24 protein-coding genes and 2 pseudogenes are annotated in these 25,854 nt (G+C 61.2%); 17 read left to right on the top strand and 9 right to left on the bottom strand.

What is annotated here, in order from left to right; translation table 11 throughout:
• Positions 1-5: 5 nt before the first annotated feature.
• A complete protein-coding gene (nuoN, locus tag LT40_RS11415; RefSeq protein WP_043190126.1) occupies positions 6-1,490 on the top strand; it encodes an NADH-quinone oxidoreductase subunit NuoN in 1,485 nt (494 codons plus the stop codon).
• A 57-nt stretch (positions 1,491-1,547) separates the two neighbouring features.
• Here nuoN and LT40_RS11420 read toward each other — a convergent pair whose 3' ends face one another.
• The 5 genes from LT40_RS11420 to LT40_RS11440 form a co-directional block, all read right to left on the bottom strand.
• Positions 1,548-3,797: an ATP-dependent DNA helicase gene (locus tag LT40_RS11420; RefSeq protein ID WP_043190130.1), complete on the bottom strand. Its 2,250-nt coding sequence runs from the start codon at positions 3,795-3,797 to the stop codon at positions 1,548-1,550.
• Complete coding sequence (locus LT40_RS11425; protein WP_043190133.1) at positions 3,794-5,446, bottom strand: VRR-NUC domain-containing protein; 1,653 nt, start codon at positions 5,444-5,446, stop codon at positions 3,794-3,796. The genes LT40_RS11420 and LT40_RS11425 overlap by 4 nt, the downstream gene beginning before the upstream one ends.
• Before the next feature lie 84 nt (positions 5,447-5,530).
• On the bottom strand, positions 5,531-6,934 hold the full coding sequence (locus tag LT40_RS11430) for an aminotransferase-like domain-containing protein (RefSeq protein WP_052393402.1): 1,404 nt from the start codon (positions 6,932-6,934) through the stop codon (positions 5,531-5,533).
• On the bottom strand, positions 6,931-8,244 hold the full coding sequence (locus LT40_RS21695; RefSeq protein WP_158497445.1) for a hypothetical protein: 1,314 nt from the start codon (positions 8,242-8,244) through the stop codon (positions 6,931-6,933). Before LT40_RS21695 ends, LT40_RS11430 begins: the two co-directional genes overlap by 4 nt.
• A gap of 331 nt (positions 8,245-8,575) precedes the next feature.
• Positions 8,576-9,589, bottom strand: coding sequence for a zinc-dependent alcohol dehydrogenase family protein (locus LT40_RS11440; RefSeq protein WP_043190137.1), 1,014 nt, complete (start codon positions 9,587-9,589; stop codon positions 8,576-8,578).
• Positions 9,590-9,820: 231 nt separating this feature from the next.
• Here LT40_RS11440 and LT40_RS11445 point away from each other — a divergent pair, with 231 nt between their 5' ends.
• The 8 genes and pseudogenes from LT40_RS11445 to LT40_RS21945 form a co-directional block, all read left to right on the top strand.
• Positions 9,821-10,735 (top strand): LysR family transcriptional regulator, encoded by a 915-nt coding sequence (locus LT40_RS11445; RefSeq protein WP_043190139.1) that lies wholly within the window; start codon positions 9,821-9,823, stop codon positions 10,733-10,735.
• A gap of 262 nt (positions 10,736-10,997) precedes the next feature.
• Positions 10,998-11,279 (top strand): type II toxin-antitoxin system RelB/DinJ family antitoxin, encoded by a 282-nt coding sequence (locus LT40_RS11450; protein ID WP_043193601.1) that lies wholly within the window; start codon positions 10,998-11,000, stop codon positions 11,277-11,279.
• The gene (locus LT40_RS11455; protein WP_043190141.1) at positions 11,251-11,583 is read left to right on the top strand and encodes a type II toxin-antitoxin system YafQ family toxin; all 333 of its coding nucleotides are present in this window, start codon (positions 11,251-11,253) and stop codon (positions 11,581-11,583) included. The genes LT40_RS11450 and LT40_RS11455 overlap by 29 nt, the downstream gene beginning before the upstream one ends.
• 136 nt (positions 11,584-11,719) lie before the next feature.
• On the top strand, positions 11,720-12,019 hold the full coding sequence (gene hxsD, locus LT40_RS11460) for a His-Xaa-Ser system protein HxsD (RefSeq protein WP_043190142.1): 300 nt from the start codon (positions 11,720-11,722) through the stop codon (positions 12,017-12,019).
• A complete protein-coding gene (hxsB, locus tag LT40_RS11465; RefSeq protein ID WP_043190145.1) occupies positions 12,016-13,503 on the top strand; it encodes a His-Xaa-Ser system radical SAM maturase HxsB in 1,488 nt (495 codons plus the stop codon). The genes hxsD and hxsB overlap by 4 nt, the downstream gene beginning before the upstream one ends.
• Positions 13,503-14,738: a His-Xaa-Ser system radical SAM maturase HxsC gene (gene hxsC, locus LT40_RS11470; RefSeq protein WP_043190148.1), complete on the top strand. Its 1,236-nt coding sequence runs from the start codon at positions 13,503-13,505 to the stop codon at positions 14,736-14,738. Before hxsB ends, hxsC begins: the two co-directional genes overlap by 1 nt.
• Positions 14,735-15,343, top strand: a complete 609-nt coding sequence (gene hxsA / locus LT40_RS11475) for a His-Xaa-Ser repeat protein HxsA (protein WP_043190150.1) — start codon at positions 14,735-14,737, stop codon at positions 15,341-15,343. The genes hxsC and hxsA overlap by 4 nt, the downstream gene beginning before the upstream one ends.
• A gap of 19 nt (positions 15,344-15,362) precedes the next feature.
• Positions 15,363-15,494, top strand: a pseudogene (locus tag LT40_RS21945) (type II toxin-antitoxin system RelE/ParE family toxin); the annotation flags it as partial.
• Between the two features lie 19 nt (positions 15,495-15,513).
• Here the strand turns inward: LT40_RS21945 and LT40_RS11480 are convergent.
• Positions 15,514-16,764 carry an MFS transporter gene (locus LT40_RS11480; protein WP_043190151.1) on the bottom strand — a complete coding sequence of 417 codons (1,251 nt, stop codon included), beginning with the start codon at positions 16,762-16,764 and terminating at the stop codon, positions 15,514-15,516.
• Between the two features lie 102 nt (positions 16,765-16,866).
• Here LT40_RS11480 and LT40_RS11485 point away from each other — a divergent pair, with 102 nt between their 5' ends.
• Positions 16,867-17,850 (top strand): AraC family transcriptional regulator, encoded by a 984-nt coding sequence (locus LT40_RS11485; protein WP_043190154.1) that lies wholly within the window; start codon positions 16,867-16,869, stop codon positions 17,848-17,850.
• Position 17,851: 1 nt separating this feature from the next.
• On the opposite strand, the gene LT40_RS11490 is transcribed toward LT40_RS11485, so the two are convergent.
• From LT40_RS11490 to LT40_RS11495, 3 genes and pseudogenes are all read right to left on the bottom strand, one after another.
• Entirely contained in the window at positions 17,852-18,613 is a 762-nt protein-coding gene (locus LT40_RS11490; RefSeq protein ID WP_043190155.1) for an SDR family oxidoreductase, read from the bottom strand.
• Between the two features lie 92 nt (positions 18,614-18,705).
• Positions 18,706-18,915: pseudogene (locus LT40_RS22045) on the bottom strand (type II toxin-antitoxin system HipA family toxin); the annotation flags it as partial.
• A 169-nt stretch (positions 18,916-19,084) separates the two neighbouring features.
• Complete coding sequence (locus tag LT40_RS11495) at positions 19,085-19,399, bottom strand: helix-turn-helix transcriptional regulator (RefSeq protein WP_043193603.1); 315 nt, start codon at positions 19,397-19,399, stop codon at positions 19,085-19,087.
• 185 nt (positions 19,400-19,584) lie between these two features.
• Here LT40_RS11495 and LT40_RS11500 point away from each other — a divergent pair, with 185 nt between their 5' ends.
• The 7 genes from LT40_RS11500 (at position 19,585) to LT40_RS11525 (ending at position 25,850) form a co-directional block, all read left to right on the top strand.
• Entirely contained in the window at positions 19,585-20,448 is an 864-nt protein-coding gene (locus tag LT40_RS11500; protein ID WP_043190157.1) for a LysR family transcriptional regulator, read from the top strand.
• Positions 20,427-20,486, top strand: a complete 60-nt coding sequence (locus tag LT40_RS22145; protein WP_410904160.1) for a hypothetical protein — start codon at positions 20,427-20,429, stop codon at positions 20,484-20,486. The genes LT40_RS11500 and LT40_RS22145 overlap by 22 nt, the downstream gene beginning before the upstream one ends.
• 159 nt (positions 20,487-20,645) lie before the next feature.
• Positions 20,646-21,071, top strand: a complete 426-nt coding sequence (locus LT40_RS11505; protein ID WP_043190159.1) for a VOC family protein — start codon at positions 20,646-20,648, stop codon at positions 21,069-21,071.
• Positions 21,072-21,433: 362 nt separating this feature from the next.
• Positions 21,434-22,675 carry an MFS transporter gene (locus tag LT40_RS11510; protein WP_237749255.1) on the top strand — a complete coding sequence of 414 codons (1,242 nt, stop codon included), beginning with the start codon at positions 21,434-21,436 and terminating at the stop codon, positions 22,673-22,675.
• A 132-nt stretch (positions 22,676-22,807) separates the two neighbouring features.
• Positions 22,808-23,590, top strand: coding sequence for an endonuclease/exonuclease/phosphatase family protein (locus tag LT40_RS11515; RefSeq protein ID WP_043190162.1), 783 nt, complete (start codon positions 22,808-22,810; stop codon positions 23,588-23,590).
• On the top strand, positions 23,587-24,825 hold the full coding sequence (clsB, locus tag LT40_RS11520) for a cardiolipin synthase ClsB (protein WP_043190164.1): 1,239 nt from the start codon (positions 23,587-23,589) through the stop codon (positions 24,823-24,825). The genes LT40_RS11515 and clsB overlap by 4 nt, the downstream gene beginning before the upstream one ends.
• The gene (locus tag LT40_RS11525) at positions 24,822-25,850 is read left to right on the top strand and encodes a lysylphosphatidylglycerol synthase domain-containing protein (RefSeq protein WP_043190166.1); all 1,029 of its coding nucleotides are present in this window, start codon (positions 24,822-24,824) and stop codon (positions 25,848-25,850) included. The genes clsB and LT40_RS11525 overlap by 4 nt, the downstream gene beginning before the upstream one ends.
• Positions 25,851-25,854: the final 4 nt, after the last annotated feature.

A 25,854-nucleotide genomic window follows, 5' to 3' on the forward strand; every position in this document is an offset into this window, starting at 1 on the left:
GCGCTATGGACCTGACGATTCAACACTTTATTGCGCTTGCGCCGCTGCTGATCACCACCGTCACCGTCGTTGCGGTGATGCTGGCGATCGCCTGGCGGCGCAACCATTCGCAAACCTTCCTGCTCTCGTGCGCGGGGTTGAACCTGGCGCTGCTGTCGATCCTGCCGGTGCTCAAGCTCACGCCCATCACCGTCACACCGCTGCTGCAGGTAGACAATTTCGCCGCGCTGTACATGGCGCTGATCCTGGTGGCGACGCTGGCCTGCGTGACCCTGGCCCACGCCTACCTGGGCGATGGTTCCTCGGGCTACCCGGGCAACCGCGAAGAGCTTTACCTGCTGATCCTGATGGCGGCCCTGGGTGGTCTGGTGCTGGTCTGCGCGCAGCACCTCGCCGGCCTGTTCATCGGCCTTGAATTGCTATCGGTGCCCACCTACGGATTGATCGCCTACGCCTTCTTCAACAAGCGTTCGCTGGAAGGCGGCATCAAGTACATGGTGCTGTCGGCTGCCGGCTCGGCGTTCCTGCTGTTCGGCATGGCGCTGCTGTACGCCGATGCCGGCAGCCTGAGCTTCTCGGGCATCGGCCTGGCGCTGGCCGCCACAGGTGTACCAAGTGCGCTGGCGCAGTTGGGCCTGGCCATGATGTTGGTCGGCCTGGCGTTCAAACTGTCGCTGGTGCCCTTCCACCTGTGGACGCCGGACGTGTACGAAGGCGCGCCTGCGCCTGTCGCTGCCTTCCTGGCGACAGCCAGCAAGGTCGCGGTGTTCGCCGTGGTGGTGCGTCTGTTCCAGCTCTCGCCCGCTGCCAGCAGTGGCGTGCTGAGCGATGTGCTGGCGGTGATTGCGGTGGCGTCGATCCTGATCGGCAACCTGCTCGCGGTGACCCAGAGCAACCTCAAGCGCCTGCTGGGTTATTCGTCCATCGCCCACTTCGGTTACCTGTTGATCGCGCTGGTCGCCAGCAAGGGCCTGGCTCTGGAAGCCATCGGCGTGTATCTGGTGACCTACGTGATCACCAGCCTGGGTGCGTTCGGCGTGATCACCCTGATGTCGTCGCCTTACAACGGCCGCGACGCCGACGCGCTGTACGAGTACCGCGGGCTGTTCTGGCGCCGTCCGTACCTCACGGCGGTGCTGACCGTGATGATGCTGTCGCTGGCGGGCATTCCGCTCACGGCCGGTTTCATCGGCAAGTTCTACATCATCGCAACCGGTGTCGAATCACAACTGTGGTGGCTGACCGGCGCGCTGGTGATCGGTAGCGCCATCGGCGTGTTCTATTACCTGCGGGTGATGGTGACCTTGTTCCTGATGGAGAAGAACCTGCGTCGCACCGATGCTCCGCTGAAGTGGGAACAGCGTACCGGCGGCGTGATGCTGCTGGCGATCGCTGCCCTGGCGTTCATTCTTGGCGTGTACCCGCAACCGTTGCTGGAGCTGGTGCAACACGCCGGCTTCCAGTTGGGTTCGGTGGTTGTGAAAGGCTGAAAACTGGCTGCATGAAAAAACCCGCTTCGGCGGGTTTTTTTGTGGGCTATGCCAGCCCTAAACGTGCCACCACCGCGGAAACAAACTCTTGACCCTGGCCTCGGCAAAACGGTCATCGATGAGCACCACCACTCCCCGATCCTCCTGACCACGAATCACCCTTCCCGCCGCCTGCACCACCTTGCACAGCCCTGGATACAGATAGGTGTAGTCATAACCTGCACCGAACAGCGTGTTCATGCGGCCCTTGATCTGCTCGTTCACCGGATTGAACTGGGCCAACCCCAGGGTAGCGATGAACGCTCCAATCAAACGGTCACCGGGCAAATCGATGCCTTCCCCGAACGCACCGCCCAGCACCGCAAAACCCACACCGCGACTGGTGGAGGTGAAACGGGCAAGAAAGTCCCGCCGCGCGCCTTCATCCATCTTGCGTGCCTGGGCCCACTGCTCGATGTCTGGGTAACGCTCAGCCAGCAAGGCCTCGACCTGCTGCAGATAGTCGAAGCTGCTGAAAAACGCCAGGTAGTTGCCTGGCCGAGCCTGGTACTGTTTGGCGATCAATTCCACGATGGGCCCCAGCGACGCTTGCCGATGGTTGAAGCGCGTGGAGATGTTGTCGACGATGCGCACTTCCAGTTGTTCGGCGCTGAACGGCGATTGCACATCGATCCAGGCGTGATCCTTGGGCAGGCCGAGCAGGTCGGCATAATACCGGCGCGGGCTGAGCGTGGCCGAAAACAGGATGGCACTGCGCGCCGCCGCGATGCGCGGACCGAGCAAGGGCGCCGGAACGATATTGCGCAGGCACAGCTGCGACTGCGTACGCTTGCCTGGGCCGTCGCGGCGGCTGACATCGAACACATAGTGTTCGTCGAACAACTCCGCCACGCGGGTGAACTGCAGCGCCTGGAAATAAAAGTCCAGCAGTAGCGGATCGATACCCTGTGGTTTTGCGTTCATCTCGTCGCCGATCAAGCTGATGCAGCGCAGCAGGGCCAGGATCAATTTGTCCGGCAACCGTGCGTGCGCCTGATACGGTGCAAGCTGATCGGCATGCAGGGCGTTCCATTCCCGGTTCAGGCGCTGCAACGGGCTCTTGAGCTTGCTCGGCGGCGCAGCGCGCACTGCCTGCAAAGTGCGTTGGTCGAGGGTGGCGCTGTACATGCCGCGTGCCCGCTCGACCAGATTGTGTGATTCGTCGACCAGCACCGCGATGCGCCACTGTCGCTCCTGCGCCAGGCCGAACAGCAGGGCATTGAGGTCGAAATAGTAGTTGTAGTCGCCGATGACGATGTCGGCCCAGCGCGCCAGTTCCTGGCTCAGGTAATACGGGCAGACCTGGTGCGCCAGGGCCGTCTGGCGAACCTGGGCCTGATCGAGAATTTGCAGGCGCACGGCGTCTTCGCGCGCCGCAGGCAAGCGGTCGTAGAAGCCCTTTGCCAAAGGGCAGGATTCGCCGTGGCAGGCTTTGTCCGGATGTTCGCAGGCCTTGCTCCGCGCCACCATTTCCAGCGTACGCAGCGGCAAGCCGGGTTGGCGATGCAGCTGCGCCACGGCCTCCAGGGCCAGGGCGCGGCCGGGGCTCTTGGCGCTGAGGAAGAAGATCTTGTCCAGTTGCTGCGGGACCATCGCCTTGAGCAACGGAAACAGGGTCGCCAGGGTCTTGCCGATACCGGTGGTGGCCTGAGCCATGAGGCAGCGCCCGGTGCTGACAGCCTTGTACACGGTCTCCGCCAACTCGCGCTGGCCGACGCGAAAGTCGGCATGGGGGAAGGTCAACGCGCGCAAGGCCGCGTCCCGCTCGGCGCTGCGAGCCAGTTCCTGACGCGCCCAGTTCAGGAAGCGCGAGCACAGCCGTTCGAAATGCGCTTCCAGGTCCTGCGCCTGACACTGCTGGCTGAACACCGTCTGCTTGTCGTAATCGACATCGAAATACACCAGGGCCACATCCATGCGCGTCAGCTGCAATTGCTGGCACATCAGCCAGGCATAGACCTTGGCCTGGGCCCAATGCAGTTGACGATGGTTGTCAGGCTGCAGATCGAGGTCGCCGCGATGGGTCTTGATCTCTTCCAGGCGGTTGAGCACCGGGTCATAGCCGTCGGCACGGCCGCGCACCAGCAGTTCGTGGTACTGACCGCTGAGGGTGACTTCGCTCTGGTAGCCGGCATCGCGGCCCTGGGTGACCCGGCGGTGGCCAAGCATGCCTTCCTGGGCCGACGGCGATGGCGTGAAGCGCAGGTCCAGGTCGCCGACCTTGGCCGTGAACTCGCATAAGGCCCGGACGGCCACGGTATAGCTCACGCGGGCTGTCCTGCCCACTCCACGTAGCAGACCTGCACCGGCAATCCATGGCGAGCGCAGAACTCCAGCCAGCGCAGTTGGTTGTCCTGCAAGCGGTCGCCGGGCCCTTTGACCTCGATCATCAGGTAGCGACCTTCGGCGGGCCAGAATTGGATGAGGTCGGGCATGCCGGTACGGTTGGCCTTGACGTCTTCCAGCACGCGGTCGAAGCAGTGCTTGAGGTGCTGCGCCGGAATGCAGCCCAAGGCCAGCTCCAGCAGGGTTTCGTCGAGCATGCCCCAATGCACGAAGGGCGACTGCAAGCCCCGCTTCTCTTGCCAGGTCTGGCGGATGGTGTGCTTGTAGCGGCCGTCGTCCAGCTCGCCCAGGCACGCGTCGAACAGCGCACTGCGGCGTTGGCGGAAGTCGGGCTGGTGCAGGTCGGCCGGACCGTTCTGGAACGGGTGAAAAAACGCCCCGGGCAACGGTGCGAAAATCGCCTTCCAGCACAGCAGGCCGAACAAGGCATTGAACAAGGTGTTCTCGACGTAATGCACCGGAGCATCTTCGCTGTGCAGCGAGGCCGCCACGCGGCGCTCGACACTCAAGCGTTGTTCGCACAGCACCAGCGTCAGGTCCAAGCGTGCGACCTTGGCGGCGTGGCGCTTGGGTTGGGCCGGCAAACCCAGGTGCCGGCGCAAGCGCGGCAGCATGCGTGGCAGTTGCTGCGCCTCGGCCGGGTTCAGCGGCGCCAGGCTGGCCTGCTCGGCCAACGCCAGCGCCTGGGCGTATTCGCCACACAGCTCGAGCACGCGAATGATCCGCGCCCGTGCCTGGGCGAACTCGCAGCTGCGATACACCACAAGAGCCTGCTGCAGATCCTGCTGACGCTCGCAGGCGTACCCTAGCCGGAACAACAGCTTCTGCCGACGGCTCTGCAACCAGGACTTTTCAGTGGTCACGGCGAGCAGTTGGCGATGAATGTCTTCACAAGGCAGGCCGGCCTCCATCGCTTCGCTGCAGGCGTGCAGGGCCAGCCCGGCGGCGACATCGTCGCGGTGGGTCAGCCCGCGGGACTCGGGCGCCAATTGCACCGACTCGTAGCGGTACACGCCCAGGTCGGCCAACACGAATTCGGTCCAGCCCTGATGCAGGTTGCCGAAAAACAGCAAGCGCAGCCGGTCGCAGAGCGCCTGCACGGTCAGGCAATAGAGCGTGTCGGCCAACGTAGGGCACCATGCCTGGAAGGGCTGCGCCGGCCATTGGTGTTCGGCGAGGGCCAGCAGCAACTGCGGCTTGGGCAATGACGACTTGGTGATGTGGGCCGAAAAGCAGGTGACGATTTCCGGCTTGAGCAACACCTCGCCCACCTGCTCCAACGTCAAGGGCGCCTGATCCATCAGGTAACCGCTGGCCAACAGCGGACCCGCCGCCTCGTGCGGGCAGCCGATCTCTGCGTAGTCGAGGCGACTGGCGCGAAACATTTCACCCTTGCGCATGATCATGCGCACCAGCAGCGCCTGGGACGGCTGCGGCAGCGTCTCGAAACGCTGGATGAAACCCAGCTCCTCGGTATCCAGCACGTCCAGGTAGCGTTGTTCGAGCCACGCCAGCACGCGACGGAAATTGGCCAGGTAGTAGAAAGGGTCTTCAAGCGGTGCAAATGCCACGTTGTCGCCAAACCAGAGTCGTGAAAGTCACTGGTTATACATACAGAAAAAAGCCAAGGCAATCGGAAATGGACCGATGGTGCCCTACACCCCGTGTGCCTCCAACGCTGCTGACAGCGCCGTGGCGCAGCGCTCCCACTGCTCGGTCGAATGCCCGCAACCATTGAGGCGCAGGTGTTGATGGCAATGGCCCTGCAGGCTGAAGATGCCTCCTGGAGCGATCAACAGGCGCTGCCTGCGCAGGTCTTCGAAAACGCTGCGCATGTCGACCGGGACGCGTGACCGCGCCCACACGCAGGCTCCCCCTGCCGTGCTCGCCAGCTGCAACCGCTCGTGCAGACGGGCGTGCAGCACGGTGATGAAAGCACTCACCTGGCGTTGCAGGGCTTCGCGTTGCAGGCCCAGACAGTCGTCGTAGCTGCCACCGCTGATGAACCGTGCCAGAACCTTGTGCCGCAAGGGTGGTGCTACGGTCGTGCGTTGCAGGCAGTACTGCTGCAGGCGGACCTGCCAATGCCGCGACAGCAGGTAGGCGAACGGTGCCTCGGCGCCCACGAGGTGGTGCAGGGATCCGAAGATCAACAAGCGTTGCGGCGCAACCAGATCGCGAAAACGCAGTGTCCCCTGGAAACACAAGTCGCCCTCGGTATCGTCTTCGGCCACCCATACGCCGTGTCGGTCCAGCAGGCTGGCAATGGTGCGCTTGTCCGCGTCATCGATGCAGGTCCCGTGGGGCGCGTGGAACGATGCGCCGAGCACCATGAGGCGGACTTGATGCCCAGCGAGCACCTCCTGCAAACGCTGCAGCGGCACCCTGCCCTGCGCATCGAGGGCCAGCTCCACCACCCGCGCGCCGGCCTGCTGCAAGGTTCGCAGAATGCGCCAACCGCATGGCACCAGCACGACGACCACGGCGCCTTGCAGTTGCATCGCGTTCCAGGCCATGTGCAGCACGTTCAGCAGATCGCTGCCGATGTAAACGTCGTCGGCGCACCAGTGATCGTCCAGGCAACGGGTATAGCGCGTGGCCACTGCGTGACGCAGCTCCAGCTCCCCACAGGGCTGGACGACACCGCACAGCCCTGCCGGATACCGCCTGGCCAACTCGACCTCGAACCTGAGCAGCGCCTTCAAGGCATCGGCGCGGGGTACGGGTGCCGCACGACCGAACACGTCCATATCGGACTGGCAGGCACCGGCCAGCACACGCTGGAGCAGATCGGGGCTGGCCAGCGCGGGTCCGAATACCGTGGAGCCACGCGCGTAGTAGCCGGACTTGGCAATCGGCTCGATCCGACCTTCGGCTTCGAGCATCCCATAGGCAGCCTGTACGGTCGAAACCGAAACATCCAGGGTTCGGCCCAGCGCCCGTAAAGACGGCAACTTGGTGCGCGCCCCTGGCTCGATTCCGTCGATCAGACGCAGCAGGTAACGGTAGACCCCTTGGTAGGCAAATGCGCCGGCCTTGTCCTTGGCAGCGCCGTTCATGGCAACCTGGGCCGTTGATAGAGCCCTTGCAGCGTGGCCAGCGGCAGGCCACTGACCGACTCCAGCCACTGCACCACCTGCGCTGGAACCCTGGACCCGCGCAACACTCGGTGCAGATAGGGCATGGTTACCTGCATCCCGGGATGGCATGTCGACAGGAACGCCTCCAGGCATGCCCCGCGCTCGGTGAACGGGGCGTACACGGCGCAGCTCACCTGTGCCGGATCCATCCCGTACCATGTGGACAGGCGATTCTGCATCTGGTCACCGGCGCTGCGTGTGACCGCGCCAGACCGATGGGTTATTGCCCCTGTCAGGTCAGGACCTGCGCGTGCGACGTCGGCGCGGAACGCATCCAGCCCCTGTTCGAAGGTGCCCCCGTGCAGGCGCTGGCTGCGCAGGCCATACAGGTAAGCCACGCAGGCAAGTTGCGGGCAGCGGTTTTCCAGCGGCTCGAACAGCGATGGCACGGGCTCGCAGCCGAGAAATTGCCACAAGGCGGCGTCCGCCACCGACGGTTCGCCGAGCAGATCGTCCACACCGAGCAATCGCACCCCAACGGGCAGACCGGAACGTTGACCACGCGGCACGACAGCGTCTCCTGCATTCACTGCCTGCAAGCAACCACTGCTCTGCCAATGGTCGCGGGGCATGCGCGCCCCACCTGCGCGCCGCCGCTCGCGTAGGGCCCAGGCGACGAAGCGTCGGCGCTGCAACCGCGGTTGGTCGAGCAGGATGGCGTCCGCCGGGGCCTGGTAGCCCAGCAAGCGCTGATAAACCCGTGCCATGGCGCGATAACCCTGACTTTGTAACGCCGTGGGCGCGGACGTGTCGAGCCCATGAGCTGCGGTCAACAGTTCGGTGCGCAGGTTCATGCGCCGTTGATTGATGCTCGCGTGGCGGTACTCATAGGGTTGCAGGGCCTCGTCGTCGAAGGCCAGCAGCTCGACGCGCGGATCATCGTGCAGGAACAGCGCATTGCAGGCCCGCTGCACGTTGCCGTTGCGCACATCGTCGAGCAGCGCCTGGCTGCTGACGGCGGCGCGGATTGAGAACGTCGGTTGATGACGGGCGGCCAACGTCAATTGTGCCGCCCGCAGCAACGCCAGGCTCCCATGGCCTGCGGCGCTGCCGCAGAGCCTGTACACGATTCGATAGCTGCCCAGACGCTGCGCGCCCCCGGCGGCCGTCATCAGACGCTGGATCAGGGGCTGTACCGCCATCCGCCGCGCGGGCGAAAAGGAGCCGAGCAAACGCGACAGCACCTGCTGGTAAACATGGTTCATGGCTTGCTGGTGCATTGCGCTCATTGCTGGTTTCCGAGTTCTGCCAGGAACCCGCCGGACGACTGCCACGCTTCGAAACGTGCTTGCCAAGCCCCGGAGACGGGCATAGAGCGCGCATTATGAAGAGCCGCCTACTGATTAAAAGATACAGAAAGTCGGCGAAAGGCAGTGCAGATCAGCGGGCGTACGGCAAGACCGTACGAGCACCATGAGGCGCCCATGCCCGCGCGGAGCGCAATCGGAGGGTTCTGAAAAATGAGCGGAAACGTCCTACAAATGAGGGCGAATCAGGCGGGAAGCAGCGTTGAAAACACGGCGTTCCAAGCAGGAACGCCGTGCCAGCCAACCGGGTCGGTTACAGCTGCAGCGCGATGCGGCCGCCGCAGGGGCATTCGTCCATGGCCTTGTGTGCCTCGACGAACTGATCGAACGGATACACCTTGGCAATCTGCGGCACCAGGACGCGGTCTGCCGTCATCTGGTTGATATCACGCAAGGCGCGCTGCAGGGCCTCGGCATCCTGGATGATCCCCAGTTCCGGCTTGCCAAGGAAGTTGCCCAGGCAATGCACATGGAACTGGATGTTCTTCTGGAACGCGGCACAGGCCGGGAACGGCGTCTGGTTGCCGCCCTGCAAGCCATACAGGATCAGGCTGCCACGGGGCGCCAATACGTCACCCAGGACCGACATCTGTGGCCCACCCAGACCGTCCAGCACCATGTCCACGCCACGGTTGCCGGTGAACTTGTCGATCTGCATGAGCAGGTCCTGTTCCTCGGTCACCACCACTTTCTCGGCGCCCAGCGACAACAGGTAGTCGCGCTCGGCGGGATTGCGCGTGGCGGCGATCACCTTCAGGCCCAGGGCCTTGCCCAACTGCACGAACGAGGGTCCGGCGCAGTGGCTGGCATCGGTCACCAATGCGGTCTGCCCTGGTTTGGCACGGGCGAGTTCGGCGTACGCGAAATACGCGATCAGCAACGGCGTGTAATGCACCGCCGCCTCGATTGGCGAAAGGATGTCCGGGTAGCGGGTCAGGGCCGTGGCGGGCAGCAGCACCGCCTCGCCATAGACCGGGTATTCATTGGGGCTTTGCGCAGGAAAACTGGCAACCTTGTCGCCCACCGCAAAACCTTCGACACCCTCGCCCAGCGCGGTGACCACACCCGCCATCTCCTGACCGAGGCCCGCCGGCAAGCGTGCTTGCGACGGCGCCAGGTTCTGCCGCCAGAGCACGTCATACCAGCTGATACCGATCGCCTCGACACGTACCTGAACTTCGCCCGGAGCGGGCGATGCCACTGCGTGCTCTTCGCACGTCAAGACTTGCGCCGGGCCAAATTTATGAAAACGGATCGTGCGGGACATCGCAAACCTCGCCTTGTAAACCTCTAATGCCCTGAACTTTATCTGGGCATTCGCGCATAAGCTATCAGCGCCTGTTAATAGTCGACATGCTCGCCATCGATTCGACCCGGCGACCGCTCTGCGGCGCGGGCACGAGGATGGCACAAACCGAAATTTTCCGGTGCAGGGTAGCAGCCTTTGCCCTTAAGATTCACGCCAGCACCTCTTCTTCATGTTCCAGCGGGCCTATAGATGAACCGTAACGACCTGCGTCGCGTCGACCTGAACCTGTTGATCGTGTTCGAAACCCTGATGCATGAACGCAGTGTCACCCGCGCGGCCGAAAAGCTCTTTCTCGGCCAGCCGGCCATCAGCGCGGCACTGTCGCGCCTGCGCGGCTTGTTCGACGACCCTTTGTTCGTGCGCACCGGACGCAGCATGGAGCCTTCGGCGCGGGCCATGGAGATCTTCGCCCTGCTCTCGCCGGCGCTGGACTCCATCTCCACGGCCGTCAGCCGCGCCGCCGAGTTCGACCCGGCCACCAGCACCGCGGTATTCCGCATCGGCCTGTCCGACGACGTCGAGTTCGCCCTGCTGCCCATGCTGCTCAAGCGCATCCGCGCCGAAGCGCCAGGCATCGTGCTGGTGATCCGCCGCGCCAACTACATCCTCATGCCGGCCCTGCTTGCCTCCGGGGAAATCTCCATCGGCGTCAGCTACACCGACGACCTGCCGGCCAACGCCAAACGCAAGGTGCTGCGACGCAACCGCCCCATGCTGCTGCGCGCCGACACCAAGCCGGGCAACCTGACCCTCGACGAGTTCTGCGCCCGCCCCCACGCGCTGGTGTCGTTCGCCGGCGACCTGAGCGGCTTCATCGACGAAGAACTGAAGAAACACGGCCGCACCCGTCACGTGGTGCTCGCCGTGCCGCAATTCAACGGCCTGAGCACCCTGCTCGCCGGCACCGACATCGTCGCCACCGTACCCGACTACACCGCCGACTCCCTCACCGCCGCCGGCGGCGTGCGCGCAGAGCCGCTGCCGCTGGACACGCCTTCGTTCGAGCTGCATCTGGCTTGGCGGGGGTCGCAGGATAATGATCCGGGGGAGCGGTGGTTGCGGTCGCGGATTCAGATGTTTTTTGGGGATCCTGAGAGTCTTTAGGCGTTGTCGGAGGTGCTTGTAGGCGTGGATAACGCACTGCTTGCCCCAGGATTTTCAGAGTCAACTGCAGTCTAGTATCGCCCGCAGGTTGACATGCAGACCTGCTCTGAAAAGACGGTGGATGCTCCGTCCTCCTCCGACTCATGTGCGTCGGTCATGAGACGTAAAATGTCAAGCTATGGCTAAAGGCTCATTCCATCAGCAACCACTTGCCTCGTATCTCAATTGCGATACACTGCTTGCCATCATTCAGGAGGTCGTTATGGCTACCCAAACATCCATGCTGCATGTCCGTGTCGATGATGACATCAAGGCTCAGGCCAACGCTGCTCTCGGCCATATGGGTATGAGCATGTCTGAAGCTGTTCGGATCTTTTTGCACCGTATTGCGGTTGATCAGGCTTTTCCACTAGAGCTAAAAGTTCCCAATGCGAAGACCCGCTTGGCTATGTCCGAAGCGGAAGAGATCGTGCGAGATAAAAAGGCACGCTTTGAATCACTAGACGAGTTGTTCGATGACTTCAAGAAAAACAGCGGCGAGTAAACGTGCGACGTTACCTCGCGTGTCTGACTACGCGAGGACCTTCCTGAAAGATTGGGAGCGACTTTCCCGCTCCGGTCGTTTTGATCTCAACCGACTCAAGGAAGTCATGATGCTGTTGGTCTCCAATAAAGGAGCTTTGGCGCCTGAATGGTTAGATCATCCATTGAAAGGAGACTGGGCTGGCTTTCGGGAATGTCATGTCGGCGGGGATTTCCTGTTGATTTACCGCTTGGCTGCAGAAAGCAAACAAGATCAAATCGTATTCGTTCGAGCAGGAACCCACGCTGACCTCTTTGAAGACTAATGAAAACACTGGCGTTTTAGCTTATATCTGCTATGCGCTGCGACACTCGTGAGCGATTGTAAAAAAGATGATGGCATAACGCCCTGGCAACCGGCAGAATCCACATGTTCTCAACGGATTTGAAGGACCGGTTCCGATGACATGGCCAGTCACGCTGAAACTTGACAGCGCAGCCTACCCGCTCAGCGTTGTGCAACGCACTGCTTATTCCCTGGCCGACGCCGTCGCGATCCAGGTCGGTATTGAAGCCACTCAGATTAGCATCACGGCCCGCCCCGCTGAAGCAAGGCTAACCCTTTCCCCAGAGCAGGCTCGCTCGCTGATCCTCCAGCATCTGAACGACTTCGCCCTACGCGACCATATCAACCACGAAACAGCAGGGTTGCGCGTAGTCCTGGCCCGAGCCGCGCTCGCCGGATGTGGGGTTTCGCAGTGACCCTGATTGCGACAGACGCCAAGCACTACCGCTTGCTGCCTTTTCGATTCATGCGCATGAACACGGGACGTGACCGTGACATTCTGCTCACCTCCGATACCGGTGAGTATATGCACGTGAGTGACGCGCAGTTACGAGCCCTCAGTTACTTCGACGTGCAACCCAGTACGCCTTTTTACAAGGACCTGCTGGCCCGCCACTTCATTTACGAACCGGACCGCCACGACCCGTTTCCGGAAATGGCTGCGCAGTATCGCAGCCGCAAGGACTTCCTCTTCCAAGGCCCTACACTGCACTTGTTCGTAGTTACATTGCGCTGCAACCACACCTGCCAGTATTGCCAAGTATCGCGGGCGCCTCTGGGAGGATCTGGGCATGATCTATCAGAAGCGGATGCGCAGGCGGCGGTCCATCGTCTGTTCGAGTCGAACGCTTCCGCCCTGACTGTGGAGTTTCAGGGTGGCGAGCCGCTTCTAGCCTTCGAACGCATCCGCCAGATTGTCGAATGGATCGTTGAACGGAATGTGGTCGAACAACGGGACATCCAGTTCGTTATCACCACCACACTGCACCACCTGACAGAAGAGATACTCGACTTCGCAGAGCAAAATCACATCCAGTTTTCGACCTCACTGGATGGGCCGGCGCCCTTGCATAATGCCAACCGCCCTACGCCGTCACGAGACTCCTACGAACGTACTGTAAAAGGCATCCAGTGGGTCCGTGAGCGCCTTGGACATGATGCAGTTTCCGCGCTAACCACGCTGACCTCAAGAAGCCTCGAACAACCTGAAGCGATCATCGATGAGTATGTAAGCCAGGGCTTCTCCAGCATTTCGCTTCGGCCTCTTAGCCCTTATGGGTTTGCCACCAAAAGTGCTCATCGACTTGATTACCCTATTGAGCGATACCTGGCTTTCTACAAGAAGGCACTGGCCTATTTGTTGGATATCAACCAACAGGGTGTATACCTCTCGGAGAGTTATGCGAGCCTGTTGCTGAAGAATATCCTGACACCCTTCTCCTCCGGCTATGTAGACCTGCGTTCCCCTGCTGGCGCAGGTACTGCGGCGCTGGTCTACAACTATGACGGTTACGTCTATCCCTCGGACGAAGCCCGAATGTTGCTGGAGATGGGTGAAGACGGATTGAGGCTCGGCACCGTCCAGCAACCCTTGTCCGAATTACTCGCATCGCCCGTTATGAATGCGTTGCTCGCCAGTGGCGTAGCAGAGGCGCTGCCGGGCTGCTCCGATTGCGCACTTGTCCCGTACTGCGGTGCTGACCCCATCGAACACTATGCACGTCAAGCTGACCCGATCGGGCACCGAGTGTTCAGCAGCTTCTGCAAGAAGAACATGGGGCTGCTGAAGCATCTCTTCGGCCTGCTTTGCGATGGCGACGACAACGTACAGAGAGTACTGCTGTCCTGGTTGAACAGGCGCTCCTACAACGATGTCCAGTTCCCCGGTTACGGGGGCTGATGGCGATGCTGCGCAAAGAGACCCACTTCGAAATCCATCACCTGAATGAGCCGAAGCTGCTCAAGGTTATTACTCTGGATGAGTTCATCGAACAAGGTCTGGCGGTTTGTGCGGGAAGCGCTGAGTTCGGTGACCTGCTGCTTTGGCTGCCAAACGAAGAGCGGCTACGGAGCCCGCATCTGCTCTCATTACCAGTAGGTGGTTTTCTGATCCCGGAGCCATTGATCGGCGACTTCGACAGCGCGCGGCCACACCTGCACACGCCCAAAGATGCGGATGTCGTGCAGCCCGGCGATGTCATTGCTATCACACCCGGTAACCCATTGGTGCGAGTGCTCTATCGACGAGGCTCGGACAGCAACCTGCTGTTCATGACCGATCGTTGCAACAGCCTCTGTTTGATGTGTTCGCAGCCGCCCAAAGATATCGATGACCGCTGGCATACCGAGGAGAACCTACGGCTGATCGACCTGATGGACCGAGTCGAGGAAAATCTGGGAATCAGCGGCGGAGAACCAACGCTTTATCGCGACGGCCTGCTCGAAATTCTGGCGAAATGCAAAGCTGTTCTGCCGCAGAAATCCATTCACGTGCTCAGCAACGGGCGTCTGTTCCAAGATCCGAGCTGGATCGCGGCGCTCTCTGCCATAGGACACCCTCAGCTGAGCTGGGGTATCCCGCTGTATGCCGACAATGCTGAAGACCATGACCATGTGGTGCAGGCACCAGGCGCGTTCAGCGAAACCCTGCAAGGTCTTTACAATCTGGCGCGCGCCAACCAGATCATCGAGATACGCGTGGTGCTCAATCGCCTGACCACGCCACGCTTGCCAGAACTCGCCCACTACGTGTTCAGAAACCTGCCCTTCGTGCGACATGTTGCGCTGATGGGGATCGAGAGTACCGGCCTGGCCAGGAAGAACTACGGAGAATTGTGGATTGACCCGCTGGACTATCAAAAACCGTTGAGCGAGGCCGTGTATTTCCTGTTCAACCGAGGAGTACCGGTTTCAATCTACAACTTGCCCTTATGCGTGATCCCGGCCCATCTCTCGCGTTTCGCCCGCCAAAGTATCTCGGATTGGAAGAACTTGTTCATCGATACCTGCCAGCAATGCGCTGCCGTCAAACATTGCTCTGGTTTCTTCAAATCCCACACCGACCGTTGGCAAAGCCGCGGTGTACAACGACTATCGACCGAGGCCTTCAGCGCCCGTGCAAGGAGTGCACAGTGAAATTGCTCGACCGCTGGAAAGTCCTGATCAGTGGGATAAGCCTGCTGCCAATGGCGGGTACCACCCTTGCGCAGGCGGGCCATCTGTCGCTCGCCGATGCGAACTGGCAACCCAACGACAAGCTACAGCCCCCGGTATTCGCCGATACGCTCAATGCGCCAGACGCCGTCAACATCTATGCGGCACATCGCTCGCACAGTTCTCACCGGTCTCATAGTTCGCACAGCTCTCACTACAGCGGCTCGGGTGGCTATAGCGCACCTCGCTATTACAGCCCGCCCGCTACCAGCACCCAAAGCTACAGCGCGCCGAGTGCTTCAAGCAGCACCCCAAGCCGCAATAACCTCTATCAATCGTCTGACACTACTAACGAGACAAGTTCGAGCACTTCGAAGAGCCGCGCGACCAATGAGCAGAAAAACGACCTGGTCACCCGGGTGCAAACCGCGCTCATGGTCCGCCAGTATTACCAAGGCCCCATTGATGGGGTGATGGGCAAAGCGACACGTGGTGCATTGATGGCCTTTCAGATGGACAGTGGGCTGACCATAAACGGCCGGATGGATACACCATCGTTGAATGCGTTGGGTATCAAGATTCCATAAGGCGCTTCAGGTACTAAGCATGCAGCAGTATCGGTTTTTTAACCCGGTGCGTGCCGACATTGTCGACATCCTCAGGTTCTCCCAGACGCCGTTCGGCGATCAAGCGCGCCTACGCTACCAGGCGCTGATCCTCACGGCGCTGCAAGCGCTCACCGAACGAGTGATCACAATCACAGATGCAACGCAGGCTTCGGCTCGCCAACCCCACGACCTAAAGGAACGCGCACCCTCACCGCAATCAACAGCGCCGCCAGCAGCATCAGCACCGCCGCCGCAACGAACACACCCGCGCTGCCACCAAGGCTGAACATCGCTCCCCCGGCAGCGGCGCCGGTGGCAATGGCGGACTGCACCGATGCCACCACCATACCCCCAGCACTTTCCGCCTGGTCAGGCACCGCGTTGGCCACCCAGTTCGACCACGCCACCGGTACGCCACCAAAGGCCAGGCCCCAGATCGCCAGCAGTACCGCCTGCCCCGGCACCGAGGCCGGAAGCAGCACCAACGCCAGTGCTGCGACACCGACCAGCGCGGGCATCAATACGAGAGTGGCCAACGGATGACGCTCCAGCAGCTTCCCGGCCAATAGCGTGCCGGCGAAGTTCGCCACACCGAAACCCAGCAGCATCAGCGACAGCCCTTGCGCGCCGATGCCGGTAGTCCCTTCAAGAAACGGCCGAACATAGGTGAACATGGCAAAGTGGCCGCTGTGCACCAGCACGCAACCGAACATTCCCATGGCGATGCCTGGCCGCTGCAGCACCTCGAGTACGGTACGCAGGCGTGCCGGCCGACGTGGCGCAAGCCGCGGCAGAGTGAACGACTGGAACGCCAGGGTCACCATGCCAACCGCCGCCGCGGCAAAGAATGCGCTGCGCCAGCCATACAGACCGCCCAGATAGCTGCCCAGCGGCACGGCAACGACCGTACCGATGGCAATGCCGCTGAAAATGATCGACAACGCCCGGGGCAACAGCGCGCTCGGCACCAGGCGCATCGCTACCGCCGCCGCCATGCTCCAGAATCCGCCAAGGGCGATACCCAGCAGGATGCGCATCAGCAGCAGCACGGTGAAGCTGGAGGACACGGCGACCAGCAGATTGGAGGCGACCATCAGCGTGGAGAAACCCAACAACACCCAACGTCGGTCGATGCTGCGGGTCAAGCCAGGCACCAGTAAACCGGCGAACAGCGCCACTACGGCGGTCACGGTTACCGCCTGGCCAGCCAGCGCTTCGGAGACGCCCAGGTCAGTCGCCATCAGCGTGAGCAAACTGGCCGGAAGATACTCAGCAGTCAGTAATCCGAAGACGCCCATTGCCAGTGAGAAGACGGCCATCCACGCGGGTGTCGCGGGCGCCTCGTTCGCGCTGTCGCCAGCATGAGGGTCGGATGGGGCATTGCATACACAGTCAGTCATTACTCGGATCTCCCAATTTTCATTGCGAGCCGCAGTCTAGGCGCCGAAAGCTGGATGATCTATGATCGAAAAACCTTCATTTTTGACCAAAGCACCTGAACCATGTCGGTAGAACAGTTCGCTCTGTCCTCGGATCTCATCAACGAGTTGTTGCAGGGCATGCGTCTGCGGGGCGTCGAGTACCGGCGTATCAACGCGGGTCCACGCTTCGGTCTGGGTTTCGCGGCAAAACCGGGGCACGCCTGGTTCCACTTCATGGCCGTTGGCAATGCGGTGCTGCACATGGAGGACGGCACCACCTATGAGCTGTCTGCCGGCAACGCTGTGTTCATCTCCCATGGTGCGGGTCATGAGCTGCTTTCCCACCCCGATGTGCCGGTTCAGGACATTAACCGTCTGGATGGAGCTACCCTCGGGGATACCGTCAGCGCCGTGGATATCGGAACCGATGCCAGCCCCACGCCCAGCGCCCTTCTGTTCAGTGGTTGTATGGAATTCGAGCTGGGCAGTATCCATGGCCTCGGCCAGCTGATGCCGGGCCTGATGCTGATCGATGCCGGTGGCCAGCGCTATCCCGGGCTGATGCCTATCCTGAGCACCATGGAACGCGAGGTCAGTGCTGCACGTGTTGGCTTCGCCGGTATTCTTGCGCGGCTGGCCGATGTGGTGGCTGCCATGATCGTTCGCGGCTGGGTGGAGTGCGCCTGCGGGAACGCTTCTGGCCTCGTCGCCGCCTTGCGCGATCCACGCCTGGCTGGCGCACTGCTTGCGCTGCATCAACAACCCGGCCGCGACTGGACGGTTGCGCAACTGGCAGAGCACTGCCATACCTCACGTTCGGTGTTCGCAGATCGCTTTCAAGTGACGATCGGCATGTCCCCGCTGCGCTATGTCACCGAACTGCGGATGCGGCTTGCGACCCAGTGGCTGACACTTGAGCGGCTGCCGATCGAAGAGGTGGCGCAGCGCCTGGGCTATACCTCGCAGGCCGCCTTCAGCCGTGCATTCAAGCGCATCACGGGCAAGACACCGGGTTTGAGCCGCAAGGCGAGGCAGCCTGCTGTTCCCCAGAATCCATACCCCTGACTCACTTGCCGCCCGTTACATCGAGGAATGTACCGGTAACGAACGATGCCTCCTCGCTGGCCAGCCACAGAATCGCGCGTGCCACTTCCTCCGGCTGACCGCCCCGCCCCATGGGGATCGAGTCCTTGACACGATCGACCCGTCCCGGCTCACCGCCACTGGCGTGCATTTCGGTGTAGATATGTCCGGGGCGAATACAGTTGACGCGTATACCTTCCCGAGCCACCTCCTTTGCAAAGCCGATGGTGAACGTCTCCAAGGCACCCTTCGACGCCGCGTAGTCGACGTACTCGTTCGGGCTGCCAAGGCGCGCCGAGGCCGAAGAGACGTTGATCACCACGCCACCCGGACCGTTGTGGCGGGTGGACATGCGCTTCACTGCCTGCTGGGCACAGAGTATTGGCCCAATGGCATTGACGGCAAAGATGCGCTGCATCCGCTCGTAACCCAGGTCCTCCAGGCGTGACTGAGGCGCCAGCACGCCCGCGTTATTGACCAGTACGTCGATGCGCCCGAATGTGCGATCGATGGCGGCGAACAACTCGGCCACCTCTTGGGGGTCCGCACTGTCGGCCCGCATTGCCAGCGCCTTGCGCCCCAATGCTTCCACATCCGCCGCCACGGCCAGCGCTGCGGACTCGTTGGCCACGTAGCTGATAGCCACGTCATAACCTCTGGCCGCGGCCAGCCGGGCGGTTGCCGCGCCCACTCCACGACTGCCTCCCGTAATGAGAATCAGCGGTGCCTGCGAGACGTTGACCATTGGACATAGCTCCTGAGCCGTTGGCTGTATCAGTCGATAAAGAAAGTACCGCTGGCGATCACGCAGGCGAGCACCCCCGCGACATCACGCTTTCAGGGATGCGTAGGACCACCCTGTAACCGACCCACGTTCTCATCGATGCGATGCTGAATCATCCGCAAAGTGTCTCGAGTGATAACGCCTGGATACAAATCCTCGGCAAGGGTTGCAAACCTACTAGCCACACCACAGATACGGTCGATCATTCTGCCTGCAATATCCGGGAGGATTTCGGCTTCCTCGGCAAGTCGCAGCATCTGAGAATGGCGATCGACAGCGTTTAAACCCCAGTGATCAAACCACCCGTTCACAAAAGCTGTCTGCCCATCTGGCAGACTGAATTACTCTGTGTCGGGTGTTTCCATACCACGTCGCGCAGACACGCGACGTAGACCATTCCGAATATCCATACCTCAGCATGCTTTTCCTTGTTCAGGTTCTACGCGCCTTTCCTCTACAGCGAAGACGCTTCGCGCTGTTTTCATAGCGCCGGATATCATCGATGCTGTCAATCTTGGGCAGAAACAAGCTTTCAAGCTCCTGGGTTCGGCCAAGGACCATAGCTACCCTGATCACGTTCTCGAACCCGACGTTACGTCCGGCTTCAAGATTAGATACAGTATTGGTGCCGATACCGGCACGCCCGGCCAAGTCGGCTTGGGTCATGTTCAGCGCCAGACGTTCTGTACGCAATCGTTCACAAACGCGCTCAACGATCTCACTCGGCTTGCTGAAATTCAGTTCCAAATTCGTATTCACCTATCTTATTTTTAAATCCCTGATCTTGTGCCTTATCCTCAAAAAGACTCGTTAAACCACAGCCTCTTGGATTTAAGCATTATCCAATATCCAGCACATCAAACCAGATGAGCACGTCAATGGAAATGCCCTCGCCTGCCGCGTGAACACCTCATAACAACCCAAGGCACCCCATGATCCGAGAACTCAAGACATTCATCTGCGTTGCGCAACGCGGTACCTTCGCGGCGGCCGGGCAGCAGGTGGGGCTGACGCAGTCGGCGGTCAGTGCGCAGATCAAGAGTCTTGAGCAGACCCTGGGTGTCAGGCTGTTCGATCGGACCGGGCGTGCGGCGACCATCAATGCTGCCGGGCAGCGGGCCATTCCGCTGGCTGAAGAAATTCTGCGGCTTTTCGAGCGTATGGGCGCGGCGGACAGTGGCAATGATTTTCACGGTTCGCTGCGCATTGGCGCTATCGGCACGGTGCAGACCGGGATTCTGCCGCAAGCGTTGGTGGCGTTGAGAAAGCAGGCGCCTTTTATCGAAACTCACCTGGTGCCGGGTGTGTCGTTGAACCTGCTCAGCCAGGTGGACGCAGGCGACTTGGACCTGGCCATCATGATCAAGCCGCCGTTTGCGCTGCCCAAGGACCTGCATGCCGAAGTCATCGCGCGCGAGGCCTTCGTCCTGATCGCGGCGAAGAACGTCCCAGGCGACGACCCGCTGGCGATCCTGTCGCAACAGCCTTTTGTCCGGTATGACCGCGGCTCGTTCGGGGGGCGCCTGGTCACCCAGTTTCTCAAGGAACAGAAGCTCCATGTGCGGCAGGCACTGGAGCTGGACGAGCTGGACGCCATTGTCAAAATGGTCCGCAGTGGGCTGGGTGTCTCGTTGGTGCCCAAGGCAGGTCTGTGGCTGGAGCATTCGGCGGACGTGAGGGTGCTGGAGCTGCACGAGCTGACGTTTTTCCGGGAGATCGTATTGGTGTCGAAGTACCGGCAAAAGCACTCGGCGCTTTTCAACATCTTCAGAAGCTGCGTTCTGAAGGCCGTGTAATGAAAGCTGACGACAAATGGTTTACGGCAGAGAAATGAACCATTGCGGGGCAGTATGAACAATCATGGTGCAAAATCCTGATCGAATGCAGAATCAATCGAAATTTTCCGTGCTCAGAACACAGGATTTACGCTTTTATCTCACGCATTCACGGACAAGAATGGCTTCAGATCAAAACAAAGCCATAGGAAACCACCGTGAGCCTTTCTCCTTTTCATCTCGCAATACCTGTCTACGACCTGGCGGCCACACGTCATTTCTACGGTGAAGTGTTCGGGCTCTCCGAAGGCCGCTCGAGTGCGCAGTGGGTCGACTTCGATTTCTACGGCCATCAACTGGTTATTCACGAGCACCCCAAGACGGCTTCCCAGGAAAGCGTGCACAGCAACCCCGTGGACGGTCACGATGTACCGGTCCCGCACTTCGGCATCATTCTGGAGTGGGCGCAGTGGGAGGCATTGGCCGAACGGCTGAAGGCGCGCGGTACCCAGTTCGTCATCGAACCCTATATTCGTTTCCAGGGCCAGGTGGGTGAACAGGCCACCATGTTCCTCTTCGACCCGTGCGGCAACGCACTGGAGTTCAAGGCGTTCAAGGACATGAGTCAGCTGTTCGCCAAGTAATCCGTTACGCAGCGACCGTCGCCAGCAGAGCGACGGCGCACCCAGGCCTCCTCCTCTTCCCCGATTCAATTGCCAACCTCCCCTTGCAGCCGCCGCAGTGGCTTCGCAGTAAGGACGTTGCGCTTCGAACAAAGGCATCAGGGCATCCGCATGCAGTGCGCGGATGGACGGTGCACTGCCGGTTTTTTGTTACGCCTTTTCAGGCAGCATTTTCTGCCATCCAATTTCCTGGCCTCGAGCCAAAGCGGGAGGTATTCATGTCCGGTGTTCTTTCTGAAAGTAGCCCAATGCGGCGCACTGACGTCGAGGCAAGCGTCACCCAGGGCTCAGAGCATTCAGCCGTGGTTGCCAAGCGTGCAGCCATGGCTTCGGCGACTGGCACTGCGGTGGAATATTACGAGTTCAGCATCTACGGCTACATGGCGACCATCATCGCGCCCCTGTTCTTTCCCGGTGACAATCCGGCTGCGGCCCTGCTTGCCACCCTGGCGGTGTTCGGCATCGCCTTCGTCATACGCCCGATCGGTGGCGTACTGCTGGGCCGTCTGGCCGACCGTATCGGACGACGTCGGGTGCTGCTCAGTACCGTGATCGGCATGGGCACCGCCACGGCGCTGATTGGGGTGCTGCCCACCACCGCGCAGATCGGCCTCGCCGCCCCTGTGTTGCTGGTGCTGTTGCGCTTGTCCCAAGGTTTCTTCGCCGGCGGCGAAGTGGTGGGGGCTGCGGCGTTCGTGGCGGAGTCTTCGCCCAATGGCCGCCGTGGTTTCTTCGGCGCGTTCACCCCGCTGGGGGTCGCCGTCGGCGGGGCGCTGGGGGCGATCGTCTGCGGTATCACCACCGGGCTACTCAGCGCCGAGCAGTTGCAGGCCTGGGGCTGGCGCATTCCGTTCTTTCTGTCCATCCCGCTGGTGATCTTCTCGTTCCATATGCGTCACAACGTCGAAGAAACGCCGGAGTTCAAGGCCTTCCTGGCCAAGGACAAGCCGCCGGTTGCGCCGGTTAGGGAAGTGTTCGGCAAGAATCTGCCGGCGCTGTTACGGGTCATCGTGTTCGCTTCTGCGCAGAATGCCGGCTATTTCATCGGAATGGTGTTCATGAACATCTACCTGACCACCTACCTGCATTTCGACAAGTCCAAGGTCTACTGGGTGATTGCAGTGATCAGCCTGTGCATGGCGGCGATGATGCCGTTCTGGGGCGGCTTGTCGGATCGTATCGGTCGGCGCAAGGCCTTGGCCATCGGTTTCGTCGGCTACGCCGTGCTGGTGGTGCCGATGATGATGCTGATGGACAGCGGCAGCCTGTGGATCGCGGCGCTGGCGATGTTTGTCGCCACCCTGCCCATGCCGATCGTGCAATCGGTGGGGTACCCCACCTACGCCGAGCAATTCCCGACTCGCGTGCGCTACACGGCGATGGCGATCAGCATCAACCTGGGTGCGATCCTGGGAGGCGGGATCACACCCTATGTGGTGACCTCGATCATCACCCGGACCGGCAATCTGCTGGTACCGGGCTACTTCATGGCGGGCGCGGCAGTGTGTGCGCTGCTGGCCATCCTGACCTTGCGGGAAACGTCCAAGGGCAATCTGCTCAGATAGCCGCGGCAGCGGGAAACATCTGGTGTGCCTTTATCGCCAGGGACGATAAGGGCGCCGTTGAACCTTCACAATCGCTTCCGAGTCGGACCATATGGGCCAAAGTGCCCCTGTCGTCCCCTCAGGAGCTTCAGAATGACCACCCCCAATCCTCAGCCGTTACCCCAGGACGCTGTGGCGGTAACCTCCCTGCATATTCTGACGGTGAATACCCACAAGGGCTTCAGCCCGCTGAACCGGCGCTTCGTGCTGCCCGAGTTGCGCGAGGCCGTGCGGACGCTGGGCGCCGATGTCGTGTTCCTGCAGGAAGTGCTCGGGATGCATCGCTCCCATGGCCAGCGCTACGACAACTGGTCGGACGTTCCCCAATACGAGTTCCTGGCCGACAGCATGTGGCCGGTGTACGCCTACGGCCGCAATGCGGTGTACCCCGATGGCGATCACGGCAATGCGCTGCTGTCGAAATTCCCCATCGTGCGCCACGAGAACCTCGACGTCAGCGTCACCGGAACCGAGGAACGTGGTCTGCTGCATTCGGTTCTCGACGTGCCCGGGCACGGCGAAGTGCACACCATCTGCGTGCACCTGGGGCTGCGTGAGAGCCAGCGCCAGCAGCAGCTGACATTGCTGTGCCGCTTGCTCGACAGCCTCGACCCCGCCGCGGCCGTCATCGTTGCCGGCGATTTCAACGACTGGCGCGTGCGCGCCGACGAAGCCCTGGCCGGCTGCCACATGACCGAAGTGTTCGTCGAAGCCTTCGGCAGCGCGGCCAAGACGTTCCCGGCGCGGCTGCCGCTGCTCAGGCTCGACCGTATCTACATTCGCAACGCGACGGCCCACATGCCCAAGGTGCTGTCGCGCAAACCCTGGTCCCATCTTTCCGATCATGTGCCCCTCGCAGTGGAGGTTCGCCTATGAGCGAGCAATGGCGTGACAACAACGAAATCCAGCTGCTGATCAATGGCGAGGAGTTCTTCCCGGCCGTTTTCGAGGCCATTGCCCAGGCCCGCGAAGAGGTGTTGATCGAAACCTTCATCCTCTACGAGGACGAAGTGGGCAAGAATCTTCAACAAGTACTGATCGAGGCAGCGCAACGCGGCGTGCGCGTGGAAGTGCTGGTAGACGGTTATGGCACGGCCGAGCTGAGCACACAGTTCCTGCGCGAACTGGCCGACGCCGGCGTGCAATTGCTGGCGTTCGACCCGCAGCCGCGGGTGATGGGTGTGCGGACCAACCTGTTTCGCCGCCTGCATCGCAAGATCGCCGTCATCGACGGGGAAATCGGTTTCGTTGGCGGCATCAACTACAGCTCCGATCACTTGGCCGACTCCGGCGAGCCGATGGCCAAGCAGGATTACGCGGTGCGCGTCCGTGGCCCCATCGTGGCGGATCTGCACCGGGCCACCTTGGCCCTGCTCGATCGCACCAGCAAGGTCGTGCGCAGCCGCGCGCCCTGGCGCTCGCGCAGTCCTTCGCCGGACGCCGACAGCGCCAGTGCGCGGATGATGCTGAGCATCCGCGACAACGACCAGCACACTACCGACATCGAGGAGCAGTACCTCAAGGCCATTCGTGGCGCACGCGAACGCATCATCATTGCCAACGCCTATTTCTTCCCCGGCTACCGCTTCCTGCGCGAACTGCGCAACGCGGCCCGCCGCGGCGTGGACGTGACGCTGATCCTGCAGGGCATGCCCGACATGCCGCTGGTACGCCTGTGCTCGCGGCTGCTCTATAACTACCTGCTGCGCGACGGCGTGGTCATCCGCGAATACTGCCAGCGGCCGCTGCATGGCAAGGTCGCGGTGATCGACCGGGAATGGTCGACGGTGGGTTCCAGCAACCTGGACCCGCTGAGCCTGTCGTTGAACCTGGAAGGCAACCTGATCATCAAGGACCGCCGCTTCAACGAACGTCTGCACGATCACCTGGAGGAACTGGCGAGCAGCACCTGCAAGTCGATCAGTCTGCAACGCGTACTGCGCGGCTACTGGTGGCGTGCGCCGATCATCTTTCTCACCTTCCACTTCCTGCGTCACTTTCCGGCGATGGTCGGGTTCATTCCGGCGCATTCGCCCAAGCTGGTGCCGTTGATCGATGTCGAGCCGCAGCATTGCCAGGCGCCGCTGCTGGATCGCAAGGAGACGGTATGACGACTACCTCGCAGAGCGCACCGGAAGCTTCGCCAAACTCGAAGTCGAAGTCGAAGTCGAAATCGAAATCGAGCAAATGGGTGTGGGCCAAGCGCGGCATGACCGTGTTGTGCTTCATTCTGGTCCCGGTGCTGGTGTTCATGCTGGTGAAGAACCTCGACTGGCAGGAGGTGAAGCACGCGCTCGGTTCCTACAAGATGAGCACCTTGCTGATCGGGGCCGGTATCGTCGCGGCGAGTTACCTGACCTTCGCCAGCTATGACGTGCTGGCCAAGCGTTACATCGGCCACGACGTGCCCAATCGGCAGGTGCTGCCACTGGCATTTGTCTGCTACGCGTTCAATCTCAACTTGGGTTCATGGGTGGGCGGGATCGCCTTGCGTTACCGGCTGTACTCCAAGCTGGGCCTGGATGCCACGGCGATTACCAAGATCGTAAGCCTGTGCCTGATCACCAACTGGCTGGGCTACCTGTTCGTTGCCGGTACGCTGTTCGCCATGGGCCTGCCGGCACTTCCCGAGGGCTTCAAGATCGGTAGCACCGGGCTGCAGATTATCGGCGTGGTGATCATCCTGCTGGGGCTGGCGTACCTGGCGGCCTGCCGCTTTTCGAAGAAGCGCACTTGGACCATTCGCAAGCAGGAGATCCTTCTACCCTCGTTCAAAATGGCGCTGACCCAGGCCTGCCTGGGTGCGTTGAACTGGAGTTTGATGGGTCTGCTGGTGTGGTCGTTGCTGCCGGATAAAGTGGGTTACCCGACCATTCTCGCAATCCTGCTGATCAGCAGCATCGCCGGAGTCATCACGCACATTCCAGCGGGCTTGGGTGTGCTCGAAACCATCTTCATCACCTTGTTGCAGGGCCAGTACTCCAAGGGTGCGCTGCTGGCGGCATTGATCGCTTATCGCGCGCTGTACTTCCTCCTGCCGCTGGCGATTGCCTGCGTGGTGTACTTGATATTGGAAAAGAAGACACGGTCGATCGAAAAACACCGGGAAGCGGATGCGAGCAACGATACCCCGTAGCGAG

Origin of the sequence: Pseudomonas rhizosphaerae (assembly GCF_000761155.1) — a bacterium.
GTDB classification, from domain to species: domain Bacteria; phylum Pseudomonadota; class Gammaproteobacteria; order Pseudomonadales; family Pseudomonadaceae; genus Aquipseudomonas; species Aquipseudomonas rhizosphaerae.

What these genes read in the sequence shown, in the direction of transcription:
- LT40_RS11515 (WP_043190162.1), top strand. Translation starts at nt 22,808, where the DNA reads ATGACCACCCCCAATCCTCAGCCGTTACCCCAGGACGCTGTGGCGGTA.
- clsB (WP_043190164.1), top strand. Translation starts at nt 23,587, where the DNA reads ATGAGCGAGCAATGGCGTGACAACAACGAAATCCAGCTGCTGATCAAT.
- LT40_RS11490 (WP_043190155.1), bottom strand. Translation starts at nt 18,613, where the DNA reads ATGGTCAACGTCTCGCAGGCACCGCTGATTCTCATTACGGGAGGCAGT.
- LT40_RS11440 (WP_043190137.1), bottom strand. Translation starts at nt 9,589, where the DNA reads ATGTCCCGCACGATCCGTTTTCATAAATTTGGCCCGGCGCAAGTCTTG.
- hxsC (WP_043190148.1), top strand. Translation starts at nt 13,503, where the DNA reads ATGGCGATGCTGCGCAAAGAGACCCACTTCGAAATCCATCACCTGAAT.
- LT40_RS11480 (WP_043190151.1), bottom strand. Translation starts at nt 16,764, where the DNA reads ATGACTGACTGTGTATGCAATGCCCCATCCGACCCTCATGCTGGCGAC.
- LT40_RS11455 (WP_043190141.1), top strand. Translation starts at nt 11,251, where the DNA reads ATGACTTCAAGAAAAACAGCGGCGAGTAAACGTGCGACGTTACCTCGC.
- LT40_RS11430 (WP_052393402.1), bottom strand. Translation starts at nt 6,934, where the DNA reads ATGAACGGCGCTGCCAAGGACAAGGCCGGCGCATTTGCCTACCAAGGG.
- LT40_RS11445 (WP_043190139.1), top strand. Translation starts at nt 9,821, where the DNA reads ATGAACCGTAACGACCTGCGTCGCGTCGACCTGAACCTGTTGATCGTG.
- LT40_RS11500 (WP_043190157.1), top strand. Translation starts at nt 19,585, where the DNA reads ATGATCCGAGAACTCAAGACATTCATCTGCGTTGCGCAACGCGGTACC.
- LT40_RS21695 (WP_158497445.1), bottom strand. Translation starts at nt 8,244, where the DNA reads ATGAGCGCAATGCACCAGCAAGCCATGAACCATGTTTACCAGCAGGTG.
- hxsD (WP_043190142.1), top strand. Translation starts at nt 11,720, where the DNA reads ATGACATGGCCAGTCACGCTGAAACTTGACAGCGCAGCCTACCCGCTC.
- LT40_RS11510 (WP_237749255.1), top strand. Translation starts at nt 21,434, where the DNA reads ATGGCTTCGGCGACTGGCACTGCGGTGGAATATTACGAGTTCAGCATC.
- LT40_RS11485 (WP_043190154.1), top strand. Translation starts at nt 16,867, where the DNA reads ATGTCGGTAGAACAGTTCGCTCTGTCCTCGGATCTCATCAACGAGTTG.
- nuoN (WP_043190126.1), top strand. Translation starts at nt 6, where the DNA reads ATGGACCTGACGATTCAACACTTTATTGCGCTTGCGCCGCTGCTGATC.
- LT40_RS11525 (WP_043190166.1), top strand. Translation starts at nt 24,822, where the DNA reads ATGACGACTACCTCGCAGAGCGCACCGGAAGCTTCGCCAAACTCGAAG.
- LT40_RS11450 (WP_043193601.1), top strand. Translation starts at nt 10,998, where the DNA reads ATGGCTACCCAAACATCCATGCTGCATGTCCGTGTCGATGATGACATC.